The following is a 16,655-nucleotide window of genomic DNA, read 5'->3' on the forward strand; positions in this document are numbered from 1 at the left end:
TTCCGACGATGAACGCAGGAGCGGCGCGTTTATTCAGGAAACGCTCGTTATCGTTCACGACCATCGCGAGCAAGCTCGCTCCTACAGCATGCTTCACCACGTTCATAACTGCCCCGACCATAATTAAAGTAGAGGGAAATCCCATGTTCGCACACAAGACCGCACTGCTCAGTGCAATCACCACGGCGCTGCTGGCCAGCGCCAGTATCCAGGCCGCCGAGCCGCTGAAAGCTGTCGGCGCCGGCGAAGGTCAGCTGGATATCGTCGCCTGGCCCGGCTACATCGAACGTGGCGAAAGCGACAAGGCCTACGACTGGGTGACCGGTTTCGAGAAGGAAACCGGCTGCAAGGTCAATGTGAAAACCGCCGCGACCTCCGACGAAATGGTCAGCCTGATGGCCAAGGGCGGTTATGACCTGGTCACCGCGTCGGGCGATGCGTCCTTGCGGTTGATCGGCGGCAAGCGTGTGCAGCCGATCAACACGGCGTTGATTCCGAACTGGAAAGGCCTCGACCCGCGTCTGAAAGATGCGCCGTGGTACGTGGTCAACAAGCAAACTTACGGCACCCCGTATCAGTGGGGACCGAACGTGCTGATGTACAACACCAACGTGTTTAAAACCGCACCCACCAGCTGGGGCGTGGTCTTCGATGCGCAAAACCTGCCGGACGGCAAGCCGAACAAAGGCCGCGTCCAGGCCTACGATGGTCCGATCTACATTGCCGACGCGGCGCTGTACTTGAAAACCACCAAGCCGGAACTGGGTATCCAGAGCCCGTATGAACTGACGGAAGCCCAGTACAAAGCCGTGCTTGATCTGTTGCGCGCCCAGCAGCCGTTGATCCACCGCTACTGGCACGACACCACCGTGCAGATGAGTGATTTCAAGAACGAAGGCGTGGTCGCGTCCAGCTCCTGGCCGTATCAGGTCAACGGCCTGATGAACGAAAAGCAGCCGATCGCTTCGACCATCCCCAAAGAAGGCGCCACCGGTTGGGCCGACACCACCATGTTGCACGCCGAAGCCAAACACCCGAACTGCGCTTACAAGTGGATGGACTGGTCGCTGAAACCGAAGGTCCAGGGCGACGTCGCGGCGTGGTTCGGTTCACTGCCAGCGGTTCCCGCGGCGTGCAAGGAGAGCGAGTTGCTCGGCGCCGAGGGTTGCAAAACCAACGGTTTCGACCAGTTCGAGAAAATCGCCTTCTGGAAAACCCCGCAGGCTGAAGGTGGCAAGTTCGTGCCGTACAGCCGTTGGACCCAGGATTACATCGCGATTATGGGCGGCCGCTGACGCCTGCGTAGCAGCTGCCGAGGCACGAGGCTGCGTTGGGCTGCGAAGCGGCCCCGGGGCGGTCCTGCGGACACGCAACGCAGCCTCGTACCTCGGCAGCTGCTACACGCTTGCTCCCACAGGTTCACCGCAAAACCTGTGGGAGCGAGCCTGCTCGCGAAGCTATTAAAGATTCTGTTTTTCGGAGCACCGCACCATGACGCTTGCAGTCCAGTTCACCAACGTTTCCCGTCTGTTCGGTGAAGTGAAAGCCGTAGACCGGGTTTCCATCGATATCCAGGACGGCGAGTTTTTCTCCATGCTGGGCCCTTCCGGCTCGGGCAAAACCACTTGTTTGCGCCTGATCGCCGGCTTTGAACAACCGAGCGCAGGTTCCATCCGGATTCACGGCCAAGAGGCCGCCGGGCTGCCGCCGTATCAGCGTGATGTAAATACTGTCTTTCAGGATTACGCACTGTTCCCGCACATGAACGTACTCGACAACGTCGCCTACGGTTTGAAAGTCAAAGGCGTCGGCAAGACCGAACGCCATAAGCGTGCCGAAGAAGCCCTCGACATGGTCGCCCTCGGTGGCTACGGCGAGCGCAAGCCCGTGCAATTGTCTGGCGGCCAGCGCCAGCGTGTGGCCCTGGCTCGAGCCTTGGTCAATCGCCCTCGCGTGTTGCTGCTCGACGAACCCCTTGGGGCGCTGGACTTGAAGCTGCGCGAGCAAATGCAGAGCGAGCTGAAAAAGCTGCAACGCCAACTCGGCATCACCTTCATCTTCGTCACCCACGACCAGACTGAAGCCTTGTCGATGTCCGACCGCGTGGCCGTCTTCAACAAGGGGCGCATCGAGCAGGTCGACACGCCGCGCAACCTCTACATGAAGCCAGCTACCACTTTCGTCGCCGAATTCGTCGGCACCTCGAACGTGATTCGCGGTGATCTGGCGAAGCAGTTGAGCGGCAATCCACAGCCGTTTTCGATTCGCCCGGAGCACGTGCGTTTCGCCGAAGGTCCGTTGGCCAGCCACGAGATCGAAGTCAGCGGCTTGCTGCATGACATTCAATACCAGGGCAGCGCCACCCGCTATGAAATGAAACTGGAAAACGGCCAGACCCTGAACATCAGCCAGGCCAACGTGCAGTGGCTGGACGTCAGTGCCCAGCACCAGACCGGGCAACGCATCAGCGCACGCTGGGCGCGCGAAGCCATGATCCCGCTGCACGACACCGTTGTGGGCGGGGTGTGAGATGAACACCTTGGCAATTTCTCAACACCCATCTGGCGGCTCGCCGTTGCGCAGGTTCTCCGACCTGCTGTATCGCCGACCGAATTTTTACCTGTCGCTGCTGCTGGTGCCGCCGCTGCTATGGTTCGGCGCGATCTATCTCGGTTCGCTGGTGGTTTTACTGTGGCAAGGTTTCTACACCTTCGATGACTTCACCATGGCGGTCACACCCGACCTGACCCTGGCGAACTTCGCGGCGCTGTTTCAGCCATCGAACTTCGACATCATCCTGCGCACGCTGAGCATGGCGATTGTCGTGTCGATCGCCAGCGCCATCGTCGCGTTCCCGATTGCCTACTACATGGCGCGTTACACCACCGGCAAAACCAAAGCGTTTTTCTACATCGCGGTGATGATGCCGATGTGGGCCAGCTACATCGTCAAGGCTTACGCCTGGACGTTGCTGCTGGCCAAGGGAGGCGTCGCACAGTGGTTCGTTCAACACCTGGGGCTAGAGCCGGTGTTGCAGTTCGTGCTGGGCATTTCGGGTGTGGGCGGCAGCACGTTATCGACCTCGCACCTGGGGCGGTTCATGGTGTTCGTCTACATCTGGCTGCCCTTCATGATCCTGCCGATCCAGGCGTCGCTGGAACGCTTGCCACCCTCCTTGCTGCAAGCCTCGGCCGACCTTGGCGCCAAGCCGCGCCAGACCTTCACGCAGGTGATTCTGCCACTGTCCATTCCGGGCATCGCCGCCGGTTCGATCTTCACCTTTTCGCTGACCCTGGGCGACTTCATCGTGCCGCAACTGGTGGGCCCGCCGGGCTACTTCGTCGGCAGCATGGTTTATGCACAGCAAGGCGCGATCGGCAACATGCCAATGGCGGCGGCCTTCACGTTGGTGCCCATCGTGCTGATCGCCATTTACCTGTCTATCGTCAAACGTCTGGGGGCCTTCGATGCACTCTGACTCTTCATCTCAAGGGCAGGCCTCTATCGGCTTGCGCATTGCAGCCTGGGGCGGGTTGGTGTTTCTGCACTTCCCGATCCTGATCATCTTCATGTACGCCTTCAACACCGAAGACGCGGCATTCAGCTTTCCACCCAAAGGCTTCACCCTGCACTGGTTCAGCGTGGCGTTTTCGCGCCCCGACGTGCTGGAAGCGATCAAACTGTCGGCGCAGATCGCCGCCATTGCGACATTGATTGCCATGGTGCTCGGCACTCTTGCGTCGGCGGCGTTGTACCGGCGGGATTTCTTCGGCAAACAAGGCATTTCGCTGATGTTGATTCTGCCGATTGCCTTGCCGGGGATCATCACGGGTATCGCGTTGCTGGCGACCTTCAAGACCTTGGGCATCGAACCGGGGATGTTCACCATCATCGTCGGCCACGCGACCTTCTGCGTCGTGATCGTCTACAACAACGTCATCGCCCGTTTGCGCCGCACCTCGCACAGTTTGATCGAAGCCTCGATGGACCTCGGCGCCGACGGTTGGCAGACCTTCCGCTACATCGTCCTGCCGAACCTCGGCTCGGCGTTGCTGGCCGGCGGCATGCTCGCGTTTGCCCTGTCGTTCGACGAAATCATCGTCACCACCTTTACCGCCGGCCATGAACGCACCTTGCCGCTGTGGCTGCTCAACCAGCTCAGCCGCCCACGGGACGTGCCGGTGACCAACGTCGTTGCGATGCTCGTGATGATGGTGACGATGCTGCCGATTCTCGGCGCCTATTACCTGACCCGTGGCGGCGAAAGCGTCGCAGGCAGTGGCGGGAAATAAATAACTCACAGACCACGACTACCCCTGTGGGAGCGAGCTTGCTCGCGATGACTGCCTGACATTCAACAGAGATGTCGACAGGAACACCGCTATCGCGAGCAAGCTCGCTCCCACAAAAAACAAGAACAGTTTCGAAGAGGACAACGTCATGCAAACCAAACTCTTGATCAACGGCCAACTGCTCGACGGCGAAGGCCCCGCCCAACCCGTATTCAACCCGGCCCTCGGTCGTGTGCTGGTGGAAATCAACGAAGCCAGCGAAGCCCAGGTCGATGCCGCCGTGCGCGCCGCCGACGCCGCCTTCGACAGCTGGTCGCACACCCCGCCGAAAGAACGTTCGCTGCTGCTGCTCAAACTCGCCGATGCCATCGAGGCCCATGGCGAAGAGCTGGCCAAACTGGAGTCGGACAACTGCGGCAAGCCCTACAACGCCGCGCTGAACGACGAAATCCCGGCGATTGCCGACGTGTTCCGCTTCTTCGCCGGTGCCAGCCGTTGCATGAGCGGTTCGGCGGGCGGTGAATACCTGCCGGGCCATACCTCGATGATCCGCCGCGATCCGGTGGGCGTGATCGCCTCCATCGCGCCGTGGAACTACCCGCTGATGATGGTCGCCTGGAAAATCGCCCCGGCCCTCGCCGCCGGTAATACCGTGGTGCTCAAGCCGTCGGAACAAACCCCGTTGACCGCCCTGCGCCTGGCCGAGCTGGCGTCGGAGATTTTCCCGGCCGGCGTGCTCAATCTGGTATTTGGCCGGGGCCCTACGGTGGGCAGCCCGCTGGTCACGCACCCGAAAGTGCGCATGGTGTCGCTGACCGGTTCGATTGCCACCGGCTCGAACATCATTTCCAGCACCGCCGACAGCGTCAAGCGCATGCACATGGAATTGGGCGGCAAGGCCCCGGTGATCATCTTCGACGACGCCGACATCGACGCTGCCGTCGAAGGCATCCGCACCTTCGGCTTCTACAACGCTGGCCAGGATTGCACCGCCGCCTGCCGCATCTATGCACAAGAAGGCATCTACGACCGGTTCGTCGAGAAGCTCGGCGCGGCCGTCAGCAGCATCAAGTACGGCTTGCAGGATGATCCGTCGACCGAACTCGGTCCGCTGATCACCGCGCAACATCGCGACCGCGTGGCCGGGTTTGTCGAGCGGGCCTTGGCGCAGCCGCACATCCGGTTGATCACCGGTGGCAAGGTGGTGGAAGGCAATGGCTTCTTCTTCGAACCGACAGTATTGGCCGACGCGCAACAAGACGACGAGATCGTGCGTCGCGAAGTGTTCGGGCCGGTGGTGTCGGTGACCAAATTCACCGATGAAGCGCAGGTGCTGGGCTGGGCCAACGATTCGGACTACGGCCTGGCGTCGTCGGTCTGGACCTCGGACGTCGGCCGCGCGCATCGCTTGTCGGCGCGCTTGCAGTACGGCTGCACCTGGGTGAATACACACTTCATGCTGGTCAGCGAAATGCCCCATGGCGGTCAGAAACTGTCCGGGTATGGGAAAGACATGTCGATGTATGGCTTGGAGGACTACACCGTCGTCAGGCATGTGATGTTCAAGCATTAAAAGCTTCGCGAGCAGGCTCGCTCCCACAGGGGAATGCATTTCAAATGTGAGCGAGCCTGCTCGCGAAGGCGTCACCTCGGTTTCAAGGTCGAAACCGGCATTACGCACCACCAGGTTTCAACGCAGACAAATAAAACAATAACCACCGATCCGGGCAGCGCCGTCATGGCCCCGCCACGGTTTCGGACATCCGAAATCTGCCGATTTTCCGGAGCTAACACACCATGAGTGCACTACCCGAACTCTCTGTATCCGCTGCCGACAGCGATGCCGAGCAACTACTGAAACTGGGTTACACCTCGAACTTCAATCGCAGCATGAGCCTGTGGGAAAACTTCGCCCTGGGCTTCACTTACCTCTCCCCGGTCGTAGGGGTTTATACCCTGTTCGGCTTGTGCCTGGCCGCGGGCGGGCCACCCATGTTCTGGGCTTATTTGCTGGTCGGTTGCGGCCAGTTGCTGGTGTGCCTGATCTTCGGTGAAGTGGTCTCGCAGTTCCCCATTTCCGGCGGTGTTTACCCATGGGCTCGTCGCTTGGTGGGCAAACGCTGGGCGTGGATGGTCGGCTGGATCTACTCCATTGCCCTGTGTGTGACCATCGCCGCGGTTGCAGTGGGTGCCGGTCCGTACCTGGCAGCCATGATGGGCTTCGAACCGAGCAACAACACCAACATCGTCATCGCCTTGTTCCTGACGCTGTTCGCTACCCTGGTCAACCTCAGCGGCACCAAAGTGCTGGCGCGTATTGCCATGTTCGGCTTCCTGTGCGAACTGGTTGGCGCGGTGGTCGTCGGCGTCTACCTGCTGGTCTTCGAGCGTCATCAATCGATAAGCGTGTTGTTCAACACCTTCGATATCCGTGTTGACGGCTCTTATCTGCCGGCATTCCTGACCGCATCGCTGGCGGGGATGTTCCTGTACTACGGCTTCGAGGCCTGCGGCGATGTGGCCGAAGAAACCCCGAACCCGAGCAAGCAGATCCCGGTGGCAATGCGCATGACCATCTACATCGGCGGCATCGCAGCAATGTTCGCCTGCCTGGCGCTGATCCTCTCCGTGCCGGACATGCAAGCTGTGATCAACGGCACCGACAAGGACCCGGTCACCACCATCCTCAACAACGCCTTCGGCCCGGTCGGTTCAAAAGTGGTGATGGGTGTGGTGATGATTTCCTTCATCTCCTGCGTCATCAGCCTGCAAGCAGCGGCGAGTCGCCTGCTGTACTCCTACGCACGTGATGAAATGATCATTGGCAGCTCACTGCTGAAGAAGATTTCCCCTGCGACACAGGTTCCGGTGGCGGCGCTGTTCGTGTCCGGCGTCCTGCCAGCGCTGATCATTGTGCTGGGATTCTTCTTGCAAGACGCAGTGGCAACCATCGTCAGCTTCGCGGCCATCGGTATCTACCTGGCGTTCCAGATGATCGTGCTCGGAGCACTCTTTGCGCGTATGAAAGGCTGGAAACCCAGTGGCAAGTTCACCCTCGGCGCATGGGGCTGGGCCGTGAACATCGGTGCACTGGTTTATGGCGTGAGCGCGATTATCAACATGGCCTGGCCGCGCACCCCGGACGCGGCGTGGTACATCAACTACGCCATGGTGCTGAGCACGGCGATTGTGATTGGTCTTGGCTTGCTTTACATGTGGCTCGGCAAACCGTATGACCACGGCACGGCGCCTGCGGGAGATGCCTGGAAAGTCAGCCGGTAACGGCATCGCCCCGGTGTCATCAGCAGTGCCGGGGCACTTGTTGCATGTCGAAATACATCCCTTCCTTCCATTTTGCGTTCGCACGCCAAGGTTTCTTCAAACCAATGCACGGCAGCAGGTTGACGAACAAGTCGGCAAGACCTAGGGTGTTTACGTCGTTTACAACGTATACACCTTCTCAGGAGAGCCACCATGGCTTCGCCCGTTTTGTCTTTTCGAGTTGAAGAAACGCTGGCCCAACAGCTGGATAATCTGGCAGCAGCTACCGATCGCGACCGTCAGTACCATCTCAAGCGTGCATTGGTTCGATATGTAGAAGCCGAGTCATGGCATCTGCAAGCCATAAGCGACGGCATAGCAGACGCCGACGCAGAAAAACTCACCGATCTGGACGCCGTGAAGGCTAAGTGGGCAACCCGTGCCGAGCGTAGTTCTGACTGAAAAAGCTGAAAGTGACCTTGACGCCATTCACGAGTACTACCAAGGCGTCCTGGGGGTTGATGCGGCTTTCGAGGTTATTTCGATTTTTCTTCAATCCTTCCATCAGCTGGAACGATTTCCCGGTTCTGGGAGACCTTCAGTAGTACCGGATGTACGCGAGTTGGTGCTTGGCCATTATCCCTTCATTGCCCCTTATCGAATGATGCATGGCCAGATACAAGTGCTGCGTGTTCTGCATCAGCGCGCAGAACGATCGCAGAATTGGTAATTGGCGACACTCAGCCGTGACACTATCGCCACGACTGAACGTCGTACCTCCTCAAAACCGCGAAACACTCCGCATCGCATCCACCAGATACCGCATCGCAATTCGGTCGTTCTCCGACAAGTCCCGATAACGCTCCACCAGCGTCAATTCCTCTGAGCTGAGTCGACGCCTTCGCCGCCCGGTCGCCAGGCACGGAAAGATGCCCAACATTTCGGTGATGCTTCGTACTTTCGTCATGGATGATGTCCTTTTATAAGCCAGAGAAAAACGTCAACAATCGCATCGCCCTACCCTTGTTGTTCGCTGCCGGCCCGAAGGGCAAAAACCGGTCATGACCACAGAATAGAAACTATCCGGGCGCTGAAAAGCTATTTTTAGAGTAATTAGTCAAAAAAAGCAGAAATGCCCTATAAATCAGAAAGCCCTGTCGGAAAACTTTACCGACACTTCTTGTTTCATTGCCGCGCTGTCGCTGTGCCATCAATCATTTTTTCTCTGCCACCGAACGGTTTAAGCTATTTGGCATCTGTTTAATGTCCGTTGCGTTTGGCCGAAGGCATGTCCGAACCGTTATTTCAGATCCAGCACGTGCCAGGAACGGCGCGGGATTGTTCACGACAGGTTGTACTTATGCATCGCAGGAATTTGCTCAAAGCATCGATGGCCATTGCGGCTTATACCGGTTTGTCGGCCACTGGCCTGCTGGCCGCTCGCGCTTGGGCGGGGAATGGCGCGGCGAATGGCGAGGCTCAGACGTTCGACTTCGAAGCACTGAAGATCCAGGCCAAGCAGCTCGCTGCCAATCGCTATCAGGACACCAAGCAGGTGCTGCCGCCGACGCTGGCGACCATGACGCCGCAGAATTTCAACGCGATCCAGTACGACGGCAATCACTCGCTGTGGAATGAGCTGAACGGTCAGCTGGATGTACAGTTCTTCCACGTCGGTATGGGTTTCAAGCAGCCGGTGCGCATGTACAGCGTCGACCCGAAGACGCGCCAGGCTCGCGAGGTGCATTTCCGCCCGTCCCTGTTCAACTATGAAAAAACCACGGTCGACACCAAGCAGCTCACGGGCGACCTGGGGTTTTCCGGGTTCAAGCTGTTCAAGGCACCGGAGCTGGACAAACACGACGTATTGTCCTTTCTCGGCGCCAGCTATTTCCGTGCGGTAGACGCCACAGGCCAGTACGGACTGTCGGCGCGAGGCCTGGCGATCGACACCTACGGCAAGAAGCGTGAGGAATTTCCCGACTTCACCAAGTTCTGGTTCGAGACGCCGGACAAGGACAGCACCCGCTTCGTGGTCTACGCCCTGCTGGATTCGCAGAGCGCCACCGGCGCTTACCGTTTCGATATCGACTGCCAGGCCAATCAGGTCGTCATGGGCGTTGATGCCCACATCAATGCGCGCACGGCCATCGAACAACTGGGCATCGCGCCGATGACCAGCATGTTCAGTTGCGGCACCCATGAGCGGCGCATGTGCGACACCATTCACCCGCAAATCCACGACTCGGATCGTCTGGCCATGTGGCGCGGCAACGGCGAATGGATCTGCCGCCCGTTGAACAACCCGGCCACCTTGCAATTCAACGCCTTCGCCGACACCGACCCGAAAGGTTTCGGCCTGGTGCAGACCGATCACGAATTCGTCAGCTATCAGGACACCGTCGACTGGTACAGCAAGCGCCCCAGCCTGTGGGTAGAACCGACGACCGCGTGGGGCGAAGGCTCTGTCGATTTGTTGGAAATTCCTACAACCGGCGAAACCCTCGACAACATTGTCGCGTTCTGGACGCCGAAAAAACCGGTCGCGCCCGGTGATTCCCTGAACTACGGCTACAAGCTCTACTGGAGCGCCCTGCCTCCGGTCGGAACACCGTTGGCGCGAGTCAACGCGACCCGTTCGGGCATGGGCGGTTTCGTCGAAGGTTGGGCGCCGGGCGAGCATTACCCGCAAGTCTGGGCTCGTCGCTTCGCCGTGGACTTCACGGGTGGCGGTCTGGACCGCTTGCCGGAAGGTGCGGGGATTGAGCCGGTGGTCACTTGCTCGAACGGGCAGGTGAAAGATTTCAACGTGCTGGTGCTCGATGACATCAAGGGTTACCGGATCACGTTTGACTGGTACCCGACCAACGACAGCGTGGCGCCGGTGGAGCTGCGGTTGTTCATTCGCACCCATGACCGGACGTTGAGTGAGACCTGGTTGTACCAGTACTTCCCGCCGGCGCCGGAGAAGCGCAAGTACACCTGAGGGTTAGCCGGGGCGTGAAATGGCCCCTTCGCGAGCAGGCTCGCACATTGGTTTTGTGAACACTGGAAATCAACTGTGGGAGCGAGCCTGCTCGCGAAGACGGCAGCACAAGCACTGAAGATCCCCCAGACAAAAAAAGCCCGGACCAAACTGGCCGGGGCTTTTTGTTTTTTCCGCCTCACTCAATCACGCAAATCCGACTCATGAATCGGCTGATCACGATGCGTCGCCCGCTGATACTGCGCGGGCCAGATCGCTTTGTGCCCACCCAGGTCATCATCGGCATGCAGCGGCCAATAGGGATCGCGCAGCAGCTCTCGGGCGAGGAAGATGATGTCCGCCTGACAGGTGCGCAGAATGTGCTCGGCCTGGGCCGGTTCGGTGATCATTCCTACCGTACCGGTGGCAATGCCTGACTCCTTGCGCACACGTTCGGCGAAGCGGGTCTGATAACCCGGACCCGTAGGAATCTCGGCGTTGGCCGCCGTACCGCCCGACGAGACGTCTATCAGGTCCACGCCCGAATCTTTGAGGCGTCGTGCCAGCTCGACGGTTTCATCGGGGTTCCAGCCATCTTCGACCCAGTCGGTGGCCGACACCCGCACGAACAGCGGCAGCTCTTCAGGCCATACCGCGCGCACGGCTTCGGTGACTTGCAGTACCAGCCGAATTCGATTTTCGAACGACCCACCATATTGATCACGCCGCTGATTACTCAGAGGCGACAGGAACTGGTGCAGCAAATAACCGTGGGCAGCGTGGATTTCAACCACTTTGAAACCAGCCACCAAAGCTCGTTTTGCCGAGTCGACAAAGGCCTGAACGATTTCGGCGATCTGGCTTTCATCAAGCTGCTTCGGTGCGGTGTGCTGGGGGTCGAACGCAATCGGCGAAGGACCGACCGGGGTCCAGCCGCCGTCCTCCGGCTTGAGGCTGCCATGCTTGCCGAGCCACGGCCGATGGGTACTGGCCTTACGACCGGCATGAGCCAACTGAATGCCGGCGACGGCGCCTTGAGCGGCGATGAAACGGGTGATGCGTTGCAGGGGTTCGATCTGCTCATCGTTCCACAAACCGAGGTCCTGGGCGGTGATACGTCCCTCGGCTGTGACCGCCGTGGCTTCGGTAAACACCAGACCTGCGCCGCCGACAGCGCGGCTGCCGAGGTGCACAAGGTGCCAGTCATTGGCCAGCCCATCGACGCTGGAGTACTGGCACATCGGTGACACGGCGATGCGGTTGAGCAGGGTCAATTGGCGAAGGGTATAGGGTTCAAGCAGCAGACTCATGGGGCACCTCTCGAATCAGTGGGCAGGCTCCAGGGTTCTGTTTGAAAAGTCGACGAGTGACAGGAAAAAGGTGCAGCACCCGCCCCCGCGGGCAAAAAACAAGACAAGACGTCACAAGGATTATCAAGCAGTGCTTAGAGCCTAGTCGACAACGAGGGATGAGGGAAATCGCTTTCGCGAGCAGGCTCGCTCCCACAGGGTTCACACAAGTCCTGTGGGAGCGAGCCTGCTCGCGAAGGGCCTAACGCGGTTCGATGTGGGCAATCATCAACTGAACGGTCTCGTTCCCTCGAAATTCGTTGAGGTCGAGTTTGTAGGCCAACTCCACCCACTTGATGGTCGGATTCGGCCAGATATCACGGTCAATGCCAAAGGCAATGCCGTCGAGTTTGACCGAGCCACATTCACTTCTGAGCACCACTTTAAGGTGCCGCTCACCGACGACGCGCTGCTCGACCAACTGAAACACGCCATGGAACAACGGCTCCGGGAAGTGCTGCCCCCAAGGTCCGGCATGGCGCAACGCGCGAGCCAGTTCCAGATGAAATTCCTCGACCGCCAGGGTGCCGTCCGACAGCAAGCGCCCGGTCAGGTCCTCTTCGCGCATTTGCCTGCGCACCTCAGCGTCAAAGGCTTCGGCGAACAACGGAAAATTCGCTTCGGGCAACGTCAAACCGGCCGCCATGGCATGGCCGCCGTACTTGCTGATCAGGTTGGGATGCTGTGCCGCCACGACGCTCAAGGCGTCGCGAATGTGGAAGCCCTGAACCGAACGCCCCGAGCCCTTGAGCATGCCATCGCCCGCATCGGCAAAGGCGATCGTCGGACGGAAATAGCGCTCTTTCATACGCGAGGCGAGGATGCCGATGACACCCTGGTGCCACTCCGGATCAAACAGGCACAAGCCAAACGGCATCGACTCGACCGGCAAGTCCTTGAGCTGAGCCAGCGCCTCACGCTGCATGCCCTGCTCGATGGATTTGCGGTCCTGGTTCATGCCGTCGAGCTGGACGGCCATTTCCCGCGCCATACCGGCGTCGTCGGTGAGCAGGCATTCGATGCCCAGGCTCATGTCATCCAGCCTTCCTGCCGCGTTAAGGCGTGGGCCGACGATGAAACCCAGGTCGGTGGAAGTGATGCGCGCAGACTCACGTTTGGCCACTTCGAGGATCGCCTTGATTCCCGGCCGCGCACGACCGGCGCGAATCCGCTCAAGTCCCTGATGCACCAGAATCCGGTTGTTGGCATCCAGCGGCACCACGTCGGCGACGCTACCCAGAGCCACAAGGTCCAGTAACTCGCCGATGTTCGGCTGTGGCGTGCTTTCGTACCAGCCCAGAGTGCGCAAGCGCGCACGCAGGGCCATCAGCACATAGAAAATCACCCCGACGCCGGCCAGCGCCTTGCTCGGGAAGTTGCACCCCGGCTGGTTCGGATTGACGATGGCATCGGCCAACGGCAGTTCATCGCCAGGCAAATGGTGGTCGGTGACCAACACCTGGAGCCCGGCCTTTTTCGCCGCTGCCACGCCCTCGACACTGGAAATACCGTTGTCCACGGTTATCAGCAGGTGGGGCTGACGTTCCAGCGCCACCGCAACAATCTCCGGGGTCAGGCCGTAGCCATACTCGAATCGGTTCGGCACCAGGTAGTCGACGTGCGCCGCCCCCAGCAGACGCAAGCCCAACACACCCACGGTACTGGCGGTCGCGCCATCGGCATCGAAGTCGCCGACGATCAGAATCCGCTGCCGTTGTTCCAGCGCCGTCACCAGCAGATCCACGGCGGCATCGATGCCTTTGAGCTGTTCGAACGGGATCAGTCGCTTCAGGCTCTTGTCCAGTTCAGCCTCGGACTGCACGCCCCGCGCCGCATACAGACGGGTCAGCAGTGGCGGCAGATCACCGAGGAATGGCAGGGTGTCGGGCAACAGGCGAGGTTCGATGCGCATGGGGTGACAGGTGCTTCTCTTGAATACGTAGGATAAAACCGGAAAACGCGAACGATCGGCGAAAAATCAGCCGCGTTCGCCGCTCAGCCACTGCAACTGGACTTCGTGTTGACCACGGTCGTCGGTGACGAAGATGGTCCCTTCGCTGATCATCACGTCCCACTTGATAACGCGGGGCATGTCCTTGGCCAGGGTTTCCAGGACTTCTTGCGGCACGGCAGCGATGTGCACGTTTTTCAGGTTTTTGATGGCCGGAATCACCTTGGTTTCCCAGACGCGCAGGCTGCCGTAGGCGAGCAAACTGGTGCGCTCGGTACGGCGTGAGCACCAGGTCAGGCGATCAGCGTCTGGCTGACCGACTTCAATCCAGTGCAGAACGCGGTCATCCAGGCTCTTTTCCCACAGAGCCGGCTCATCCACGTCTGACAGACCGCGACCAAACGACAGCTGTTCGTTGTACCAGAACGCGTAGGCCAGCAGCCGCACGGTCATGCGCTCTTCGGTTTCCGAAGGGTGACGGGCGATGGTCTGCTTCACAGTCTCGTAAACGCTGCGGTCGAGGTCGGTGAGGTTCAGTTCAAACTTGTAGGTCGTGGACGGCTGGGCCATGAACGGGCTTCTTGATACGAGGAAAGGCGGCAAGTCTAACCGATGCGATAGGCAATCAACGAATTGAAGGCGATCAACCTTGGTCGACTGACGTTCGGCTATGTTAAAACGCTCTATCAGCTCAGCCTTCGTCCTACAGGATCCAGTATGCCGCTCACCGGAAAACCGCTCTCAGGTCTGAAAGTCATTGAATTGGGTACGTTGATTGCCGGCCCGTTTGCCTCACGCATTTGCGGCGAATTCGGCGCCGAAGTGATCAAGATCGAATCCCCGGATGGCGGCGATCCATTGCGCAAATGGCGCAAGCTGTATGAAGGCACCTCGCTGTGGTGGTTCGTCCAGGCGCGCAACAAGAAGTCGCTGACCCTGAACCTCAAACACCCGGACGGCCTGGCAATCCTGAAAAAACTGCTCAGCGAAGCGGACATCCTGATCGAGAATTTTCGCCCCGGCGTGTTGGAAAAACTCGGACTTGGTTGGGACGTCTTGCACGCGCTGAACCCGAAACTGGTGATGGTGCGACTCTCGGGCTTCGGCCAGACCGGGCCGATGAAAGACCAACCAGGGTTTGGCGCGGTCGGGGAGTCCATGGGCGGCTTGCGTTACATCACCGGGTTCGAAGACCGACCGCCAGTGCGCACCGGGATTTCCATCGGCGACTCGATTGCCGCGCTCTGGGGCGTGATCGGTGCGTTGATGGCCCTGCGTCATCGCGAGGTCAACGGTGGCCAGGGGCAAGTGGTCGACGTGGCGCTGTATGAAGCGATCTTCGCCATGATGGAAAGCATGGTTCCGGAGTTCGACGTCTTCGGTTTCATCCGCGAACGGACTGGCAACATCATGCCAGGCATCACGCCCTCTTCGATCCACACCAGCGCCGACGGCAAACATGTGCAGATCGGCGCCAATGGCGATGCGATCTTCAAGCGCTTCATGCTGATCATCGGGCGCGAAGACCTGGCCAACGATCCCGTACTGGCCAGCAACGATGGCCGCGATACCCGTCGCGACGAAATTTACGGCGTCATCGATCGCTGGGCCAATTCGCTGCCGCTGGACACGATCATTGAGCAGTTGAATCAGGCCGACGTACCGGCCAGCCGGATCTTCAGCGCGCAAGACATGTTCAACGATCCGCAGTATCTGGCTCGGGAAATGTTCCTGAAAGCCAAACTGCCGGACGGCAAAGACTTCAAGATGCCGGGAATCGTGCCGAAACTATCAGAGACACCGGGCACATCGGAATGGGTCGGGCCGCAATTGGGCGAACATAATGCGCAGGTACTTCACGATCTTGGCTATGACAAGGGACAGATCGCAAAGCTGCGTGAAGACGGCGCCATCTAAGCTTGAACGGCTGCTGTCATCAGCGCTCCATCACACCCGTAACTGGCGTGCAGTGGCGGCGTTCGCGCTTTTGGCCGGATTGACCACAGCCGTTTCGGCGCAACCCAAAGACACTTTGATCTGGTTACTGCGCGACCTGCCGCCCACGATGATTTTCGAAGGGCCGAAAAAAGGTCAGGGTGTCATCGATCAAATGTTGCCGCTGCTGATCGCCGGCATGCCGCAATACAATCACACCTTGATACGGGTGAACCGCGCCCGTGGCATGCAAATGCTCCACGAAGAGTCGTTCACGTGCGACCCCTCGCTGGTCTGGACCAAGGAGCGGGAACAATGGATTGCGTTCTCGATTCCAGCCTTTCGTGCCGTGAGTAATGGCCTGGTGATCCGGCAGGAAGATCGAGCGGTTCTGGAACCCTTCCTGATCGACGGTGAAGTCGATCTGGCGGCGCTGCTGGCCAGCGGCGGGAAGAAAGTCGGGGTGGTCGCCGAGCGCAGTTACGGGCAGCTTCTTGACGCCCTGTTGCGACAGGCACCGCCCGGCGCCTTGACACACCACCATGGCAACGACGCCCTCGGCAGCCTGTTGCAGATGCAACACTTGGGTCGTTTGCAGGTGGTGTTGGGTTACTGGCCAGAGATCCGCTATCAGGCCCAACAGAAAAACATCAGCGATGAGCAACTGGTGTTCTATCCGGTCAAGGGCACGGGCCCCTACCTGTCCGGGCATATCGGTTGTTCCGATACCGCCCAGGGTCGACAGGCGATCAGCGAAATCAACCAGCTGTTGCGCACCATGCCCCATGAGCGACTGGATCGGCTGTATGCCGACTGGCTCGATCCACCAAGGCGCAGCGACTACCTGGAAGCCGCCAAGGCTTTTTTTGAGCATCAGGCCGAGCAGTGACAAATCGCGGACA

At 59.5% G+C, this 16,655-nt stretch carries 15 protein-coding genes; 11 read left to right on the forward strand and 4 right to left on the reverse strand.

All coding sequences use genetic code 11. The features are described from left to right. Positions 1-143 precede the first annotated feature (143 nt). The 8 genes from ydcS to ACM6IR_RS03055 all read left to right on the forward strand — a co-directional run bounded on the left by ydcS (position 144) and on the right by ACM6IR_RS03055 (position 8,283). Positions 144-1,295: a putative ABC transporter substrate-binding protein YdcS gene (ydcS, locus tag ACM6IR_RS03020; protein ID WP_414906318.1), complete on the forward strand. Its 1,152-nt coding sequence runs from the start codon at positions 144-146 to the stop codon at positions 1,293-1,295. A gap of 196 nt (positions 1,296-1,491) precedes the next feature. Continuing rightward, positions 1,492-2,529 carry an ABC transporter ATP-binding protein gene (locus tag ACM6IR_RS03025; RefSeq protein WP_414906319.1) on the forward strand — a complete coding sequence of 346 codons (1,038 nt, stop codon included), beginning with the start codon at positions 1,492-1,494 and terminating at the stop codon, positions 2,527-2,529. Position 2,530: 1 nt separating this feature from the next. Next, entirely contained in the window at positions 2,531-3,478 is a 948-nt protein-coding gene (locus tag ACM6IR_RS03030) for an ABC transporter permease (RefSeq protein WP_414906320.1), read from the forward strand. Beyond that, positions 3,468-4,292: an ABC transporter permease gene (locus ACM6IR_RS03035; protein WP_414906321.1), complete on the forward strand. Its 825-nt coding sequence runs from the start codon at positions 3,468-3,470 to the stop codon at positions 4,290-4,292. The genes ACM6IR_RS03030 and ACM6IR_RS03035 overlap by 11 nt, the downstream gene beginning before the upstream one ends. A 148-nt stretch (positions 4,293-4,440) precedes the next feature. Beyond that, positions 4,441-5,865 carry a gamma-aminobutyraldehyde dehydrogenase gene (locus ACM6IR_RS03040; protein WP_414906322.1) on the forward strand — a complete coding sequence of 475 codons (1,425 nt, stop codon included), beginning with the start codon at positions 4,441-4,443 and terminating at the stop codon, positions 5,863-5,865. A gap of 224 nt (positions 5,866-6,089) precedes the next feature. After that, positions 6,090-7,574, forward strand: a complete 1,485-nt coding sequence (locus tag ACM6IR_RS03045; protein ID WP_414906323.1) for an APC family permease — start codon at positions 6,090-6,092, stop codon at positions 7,572-7,574. A 192-nt stretch (positions 7,575-7,766) separates the two neighbouring features. Then, positions 7,767-8,015 (forward strand): CopG family ribbon-helix-helix protein, encoded by a 249-nt coding sequence (locus ACM6IR_RS03050; protein WP_414906324.1) that lies wholly within the window; start codon positions 7,767-7,769, stop codon positions 8,013-8,015. Continuing rightward, positions 7,993-8,283 (forward strand): type II toxin-antitoxin system RelE/ParE family toxin, encoded by a 291-nt coding sequence (locus tag ACM6IR_RS03055; protein WP_414906325.1) that lies wholly within the window; start codon positions 7,993-7,995, stop codon positions 8,281-8,283. The genes ACM6IR_RS03050 and ACM6IR_RS03055 overlap by 23 nt, the downstream gene beginning before the upstream one ends. A gap of 51 nt (positions 8,284-8,334) precedes the next feature. On the opposite strand, the gene ACM6IR_RS03060 is transcribed toward ACM6IR_RS03055, so the two are convergent. Beyond that, a complete protein-coding gene (locus ACM6IR_RS03060; RefSeq protein ID WP_414906326.1) occupies positions 8,335-8,520 on the reverse strand; it encodes a hypothetical protein in 186 nt (61 codons plus the stop codon). Positions 8,521-8,913: 393 nt separating this feature from the next. Between ACM6IR_RS03060 and ACM6IR_RS03065 the strand changes: the two genes are divergently transcribed. Next, complete coding sequence (locus tag ACM6IR_RS03065) at positions 8,914-10,539, forward strand: glucan biosynthesis protein D (protein ID WP_414906327.1); 1,626 nt, start codon at positions 8,914-8,916, stop codon at positions 10,537-10,539. A gap of 182 nt (positions 10,540-10,721) precedes the next feature. Here ACM6IR_RS03065 and ACM6IR_RS03070 read toward each other — a convergent pair whose 3' ends face one another. From ACM6IR_RS03070 to ACM6IR_RS03080, 3 genes are all read right to left on the reverse strand, one after another. Then, entirely contained in the window at positions 10,722-11,828 is a 1,107-nt protein-coding gene (locus ACM6IR_RS03070) for an NADH:flavin oxidoreductase/NADH oxidase (protein WP_414906328.1), read from the reverse strand. A 241-nt stretch (positions 11,829-12,069) separates the two neighbouring features. After that, positions 12,070-13,779 (reverse strand): single-stranded-DNA-specific exonuclease RecJ, encoded by a 1,710-nt coding sequence (gene recJ / locus ACM6IR_RS03075; RefSeq protein ID WP_414906329.1) that lies wholly within the window; start codon positions 13,777-13,779, stop codon positions 12,070-12,072. Positions 13,780-13,845: 66 nt separating this feature from the next. Beyond that, positions 13,846-14,388 (reverse strand): YaeQ family protein, encoded by a 543-nt coding sequence (locus ACM6IR_RS03080; protein WP_007944886.1) that lies wholly within the window; start codon positions 14,386-14,388, stop codon positions 13,846-13,848. A 147-nt stretch (positions 14,389-14,535) separates the two neighbouring features. On the opposite strand from ACM6IR_RS03080, the gene ACM6IR_RS03085 reads away from it, so the two are divergent. Together ACM6IR_RS03085 and ACM6IR_RS03090 are read left to right on the forward strand one after the other, a co-directional pair. Then, positions 14,536-15,735, forward strand: a complete 1,200-nt coding sequence (locus ACM6IR_RS03085; RefSeq protein WP_414906330.1) for a CaiB/BaiF CoA transferase family protein — start codon at positions 14,536-14,538, stop codon at positions 15,733-15,735. Next, a complete protein-coding gene (locus ACM6IR_RS03090) occupies positions 15,716-16,642 on the forward strand; it encodes a TIGR02285 family protein (RefSeq protein ID WP_414906331.1) in 927 nt (308 codons plus the stop codon). The genes ACM6IR_RS03085 and ACM6IR_RS03090 overlap by 20 nt, the downstream gene beginning before the upstream one ends. Positions 16,643-16,655 lie beyond the last annotated feature (13 nt).

The organism is Pseudomonas sp. IT-P253, from assembly GCF_949768125.1.
Lineage (GTDB): Bacteria > Pseudomonadota > Gammaproteobacteria > Pseudomonadales > Pseudomonadaceae > Aquipseudomonas.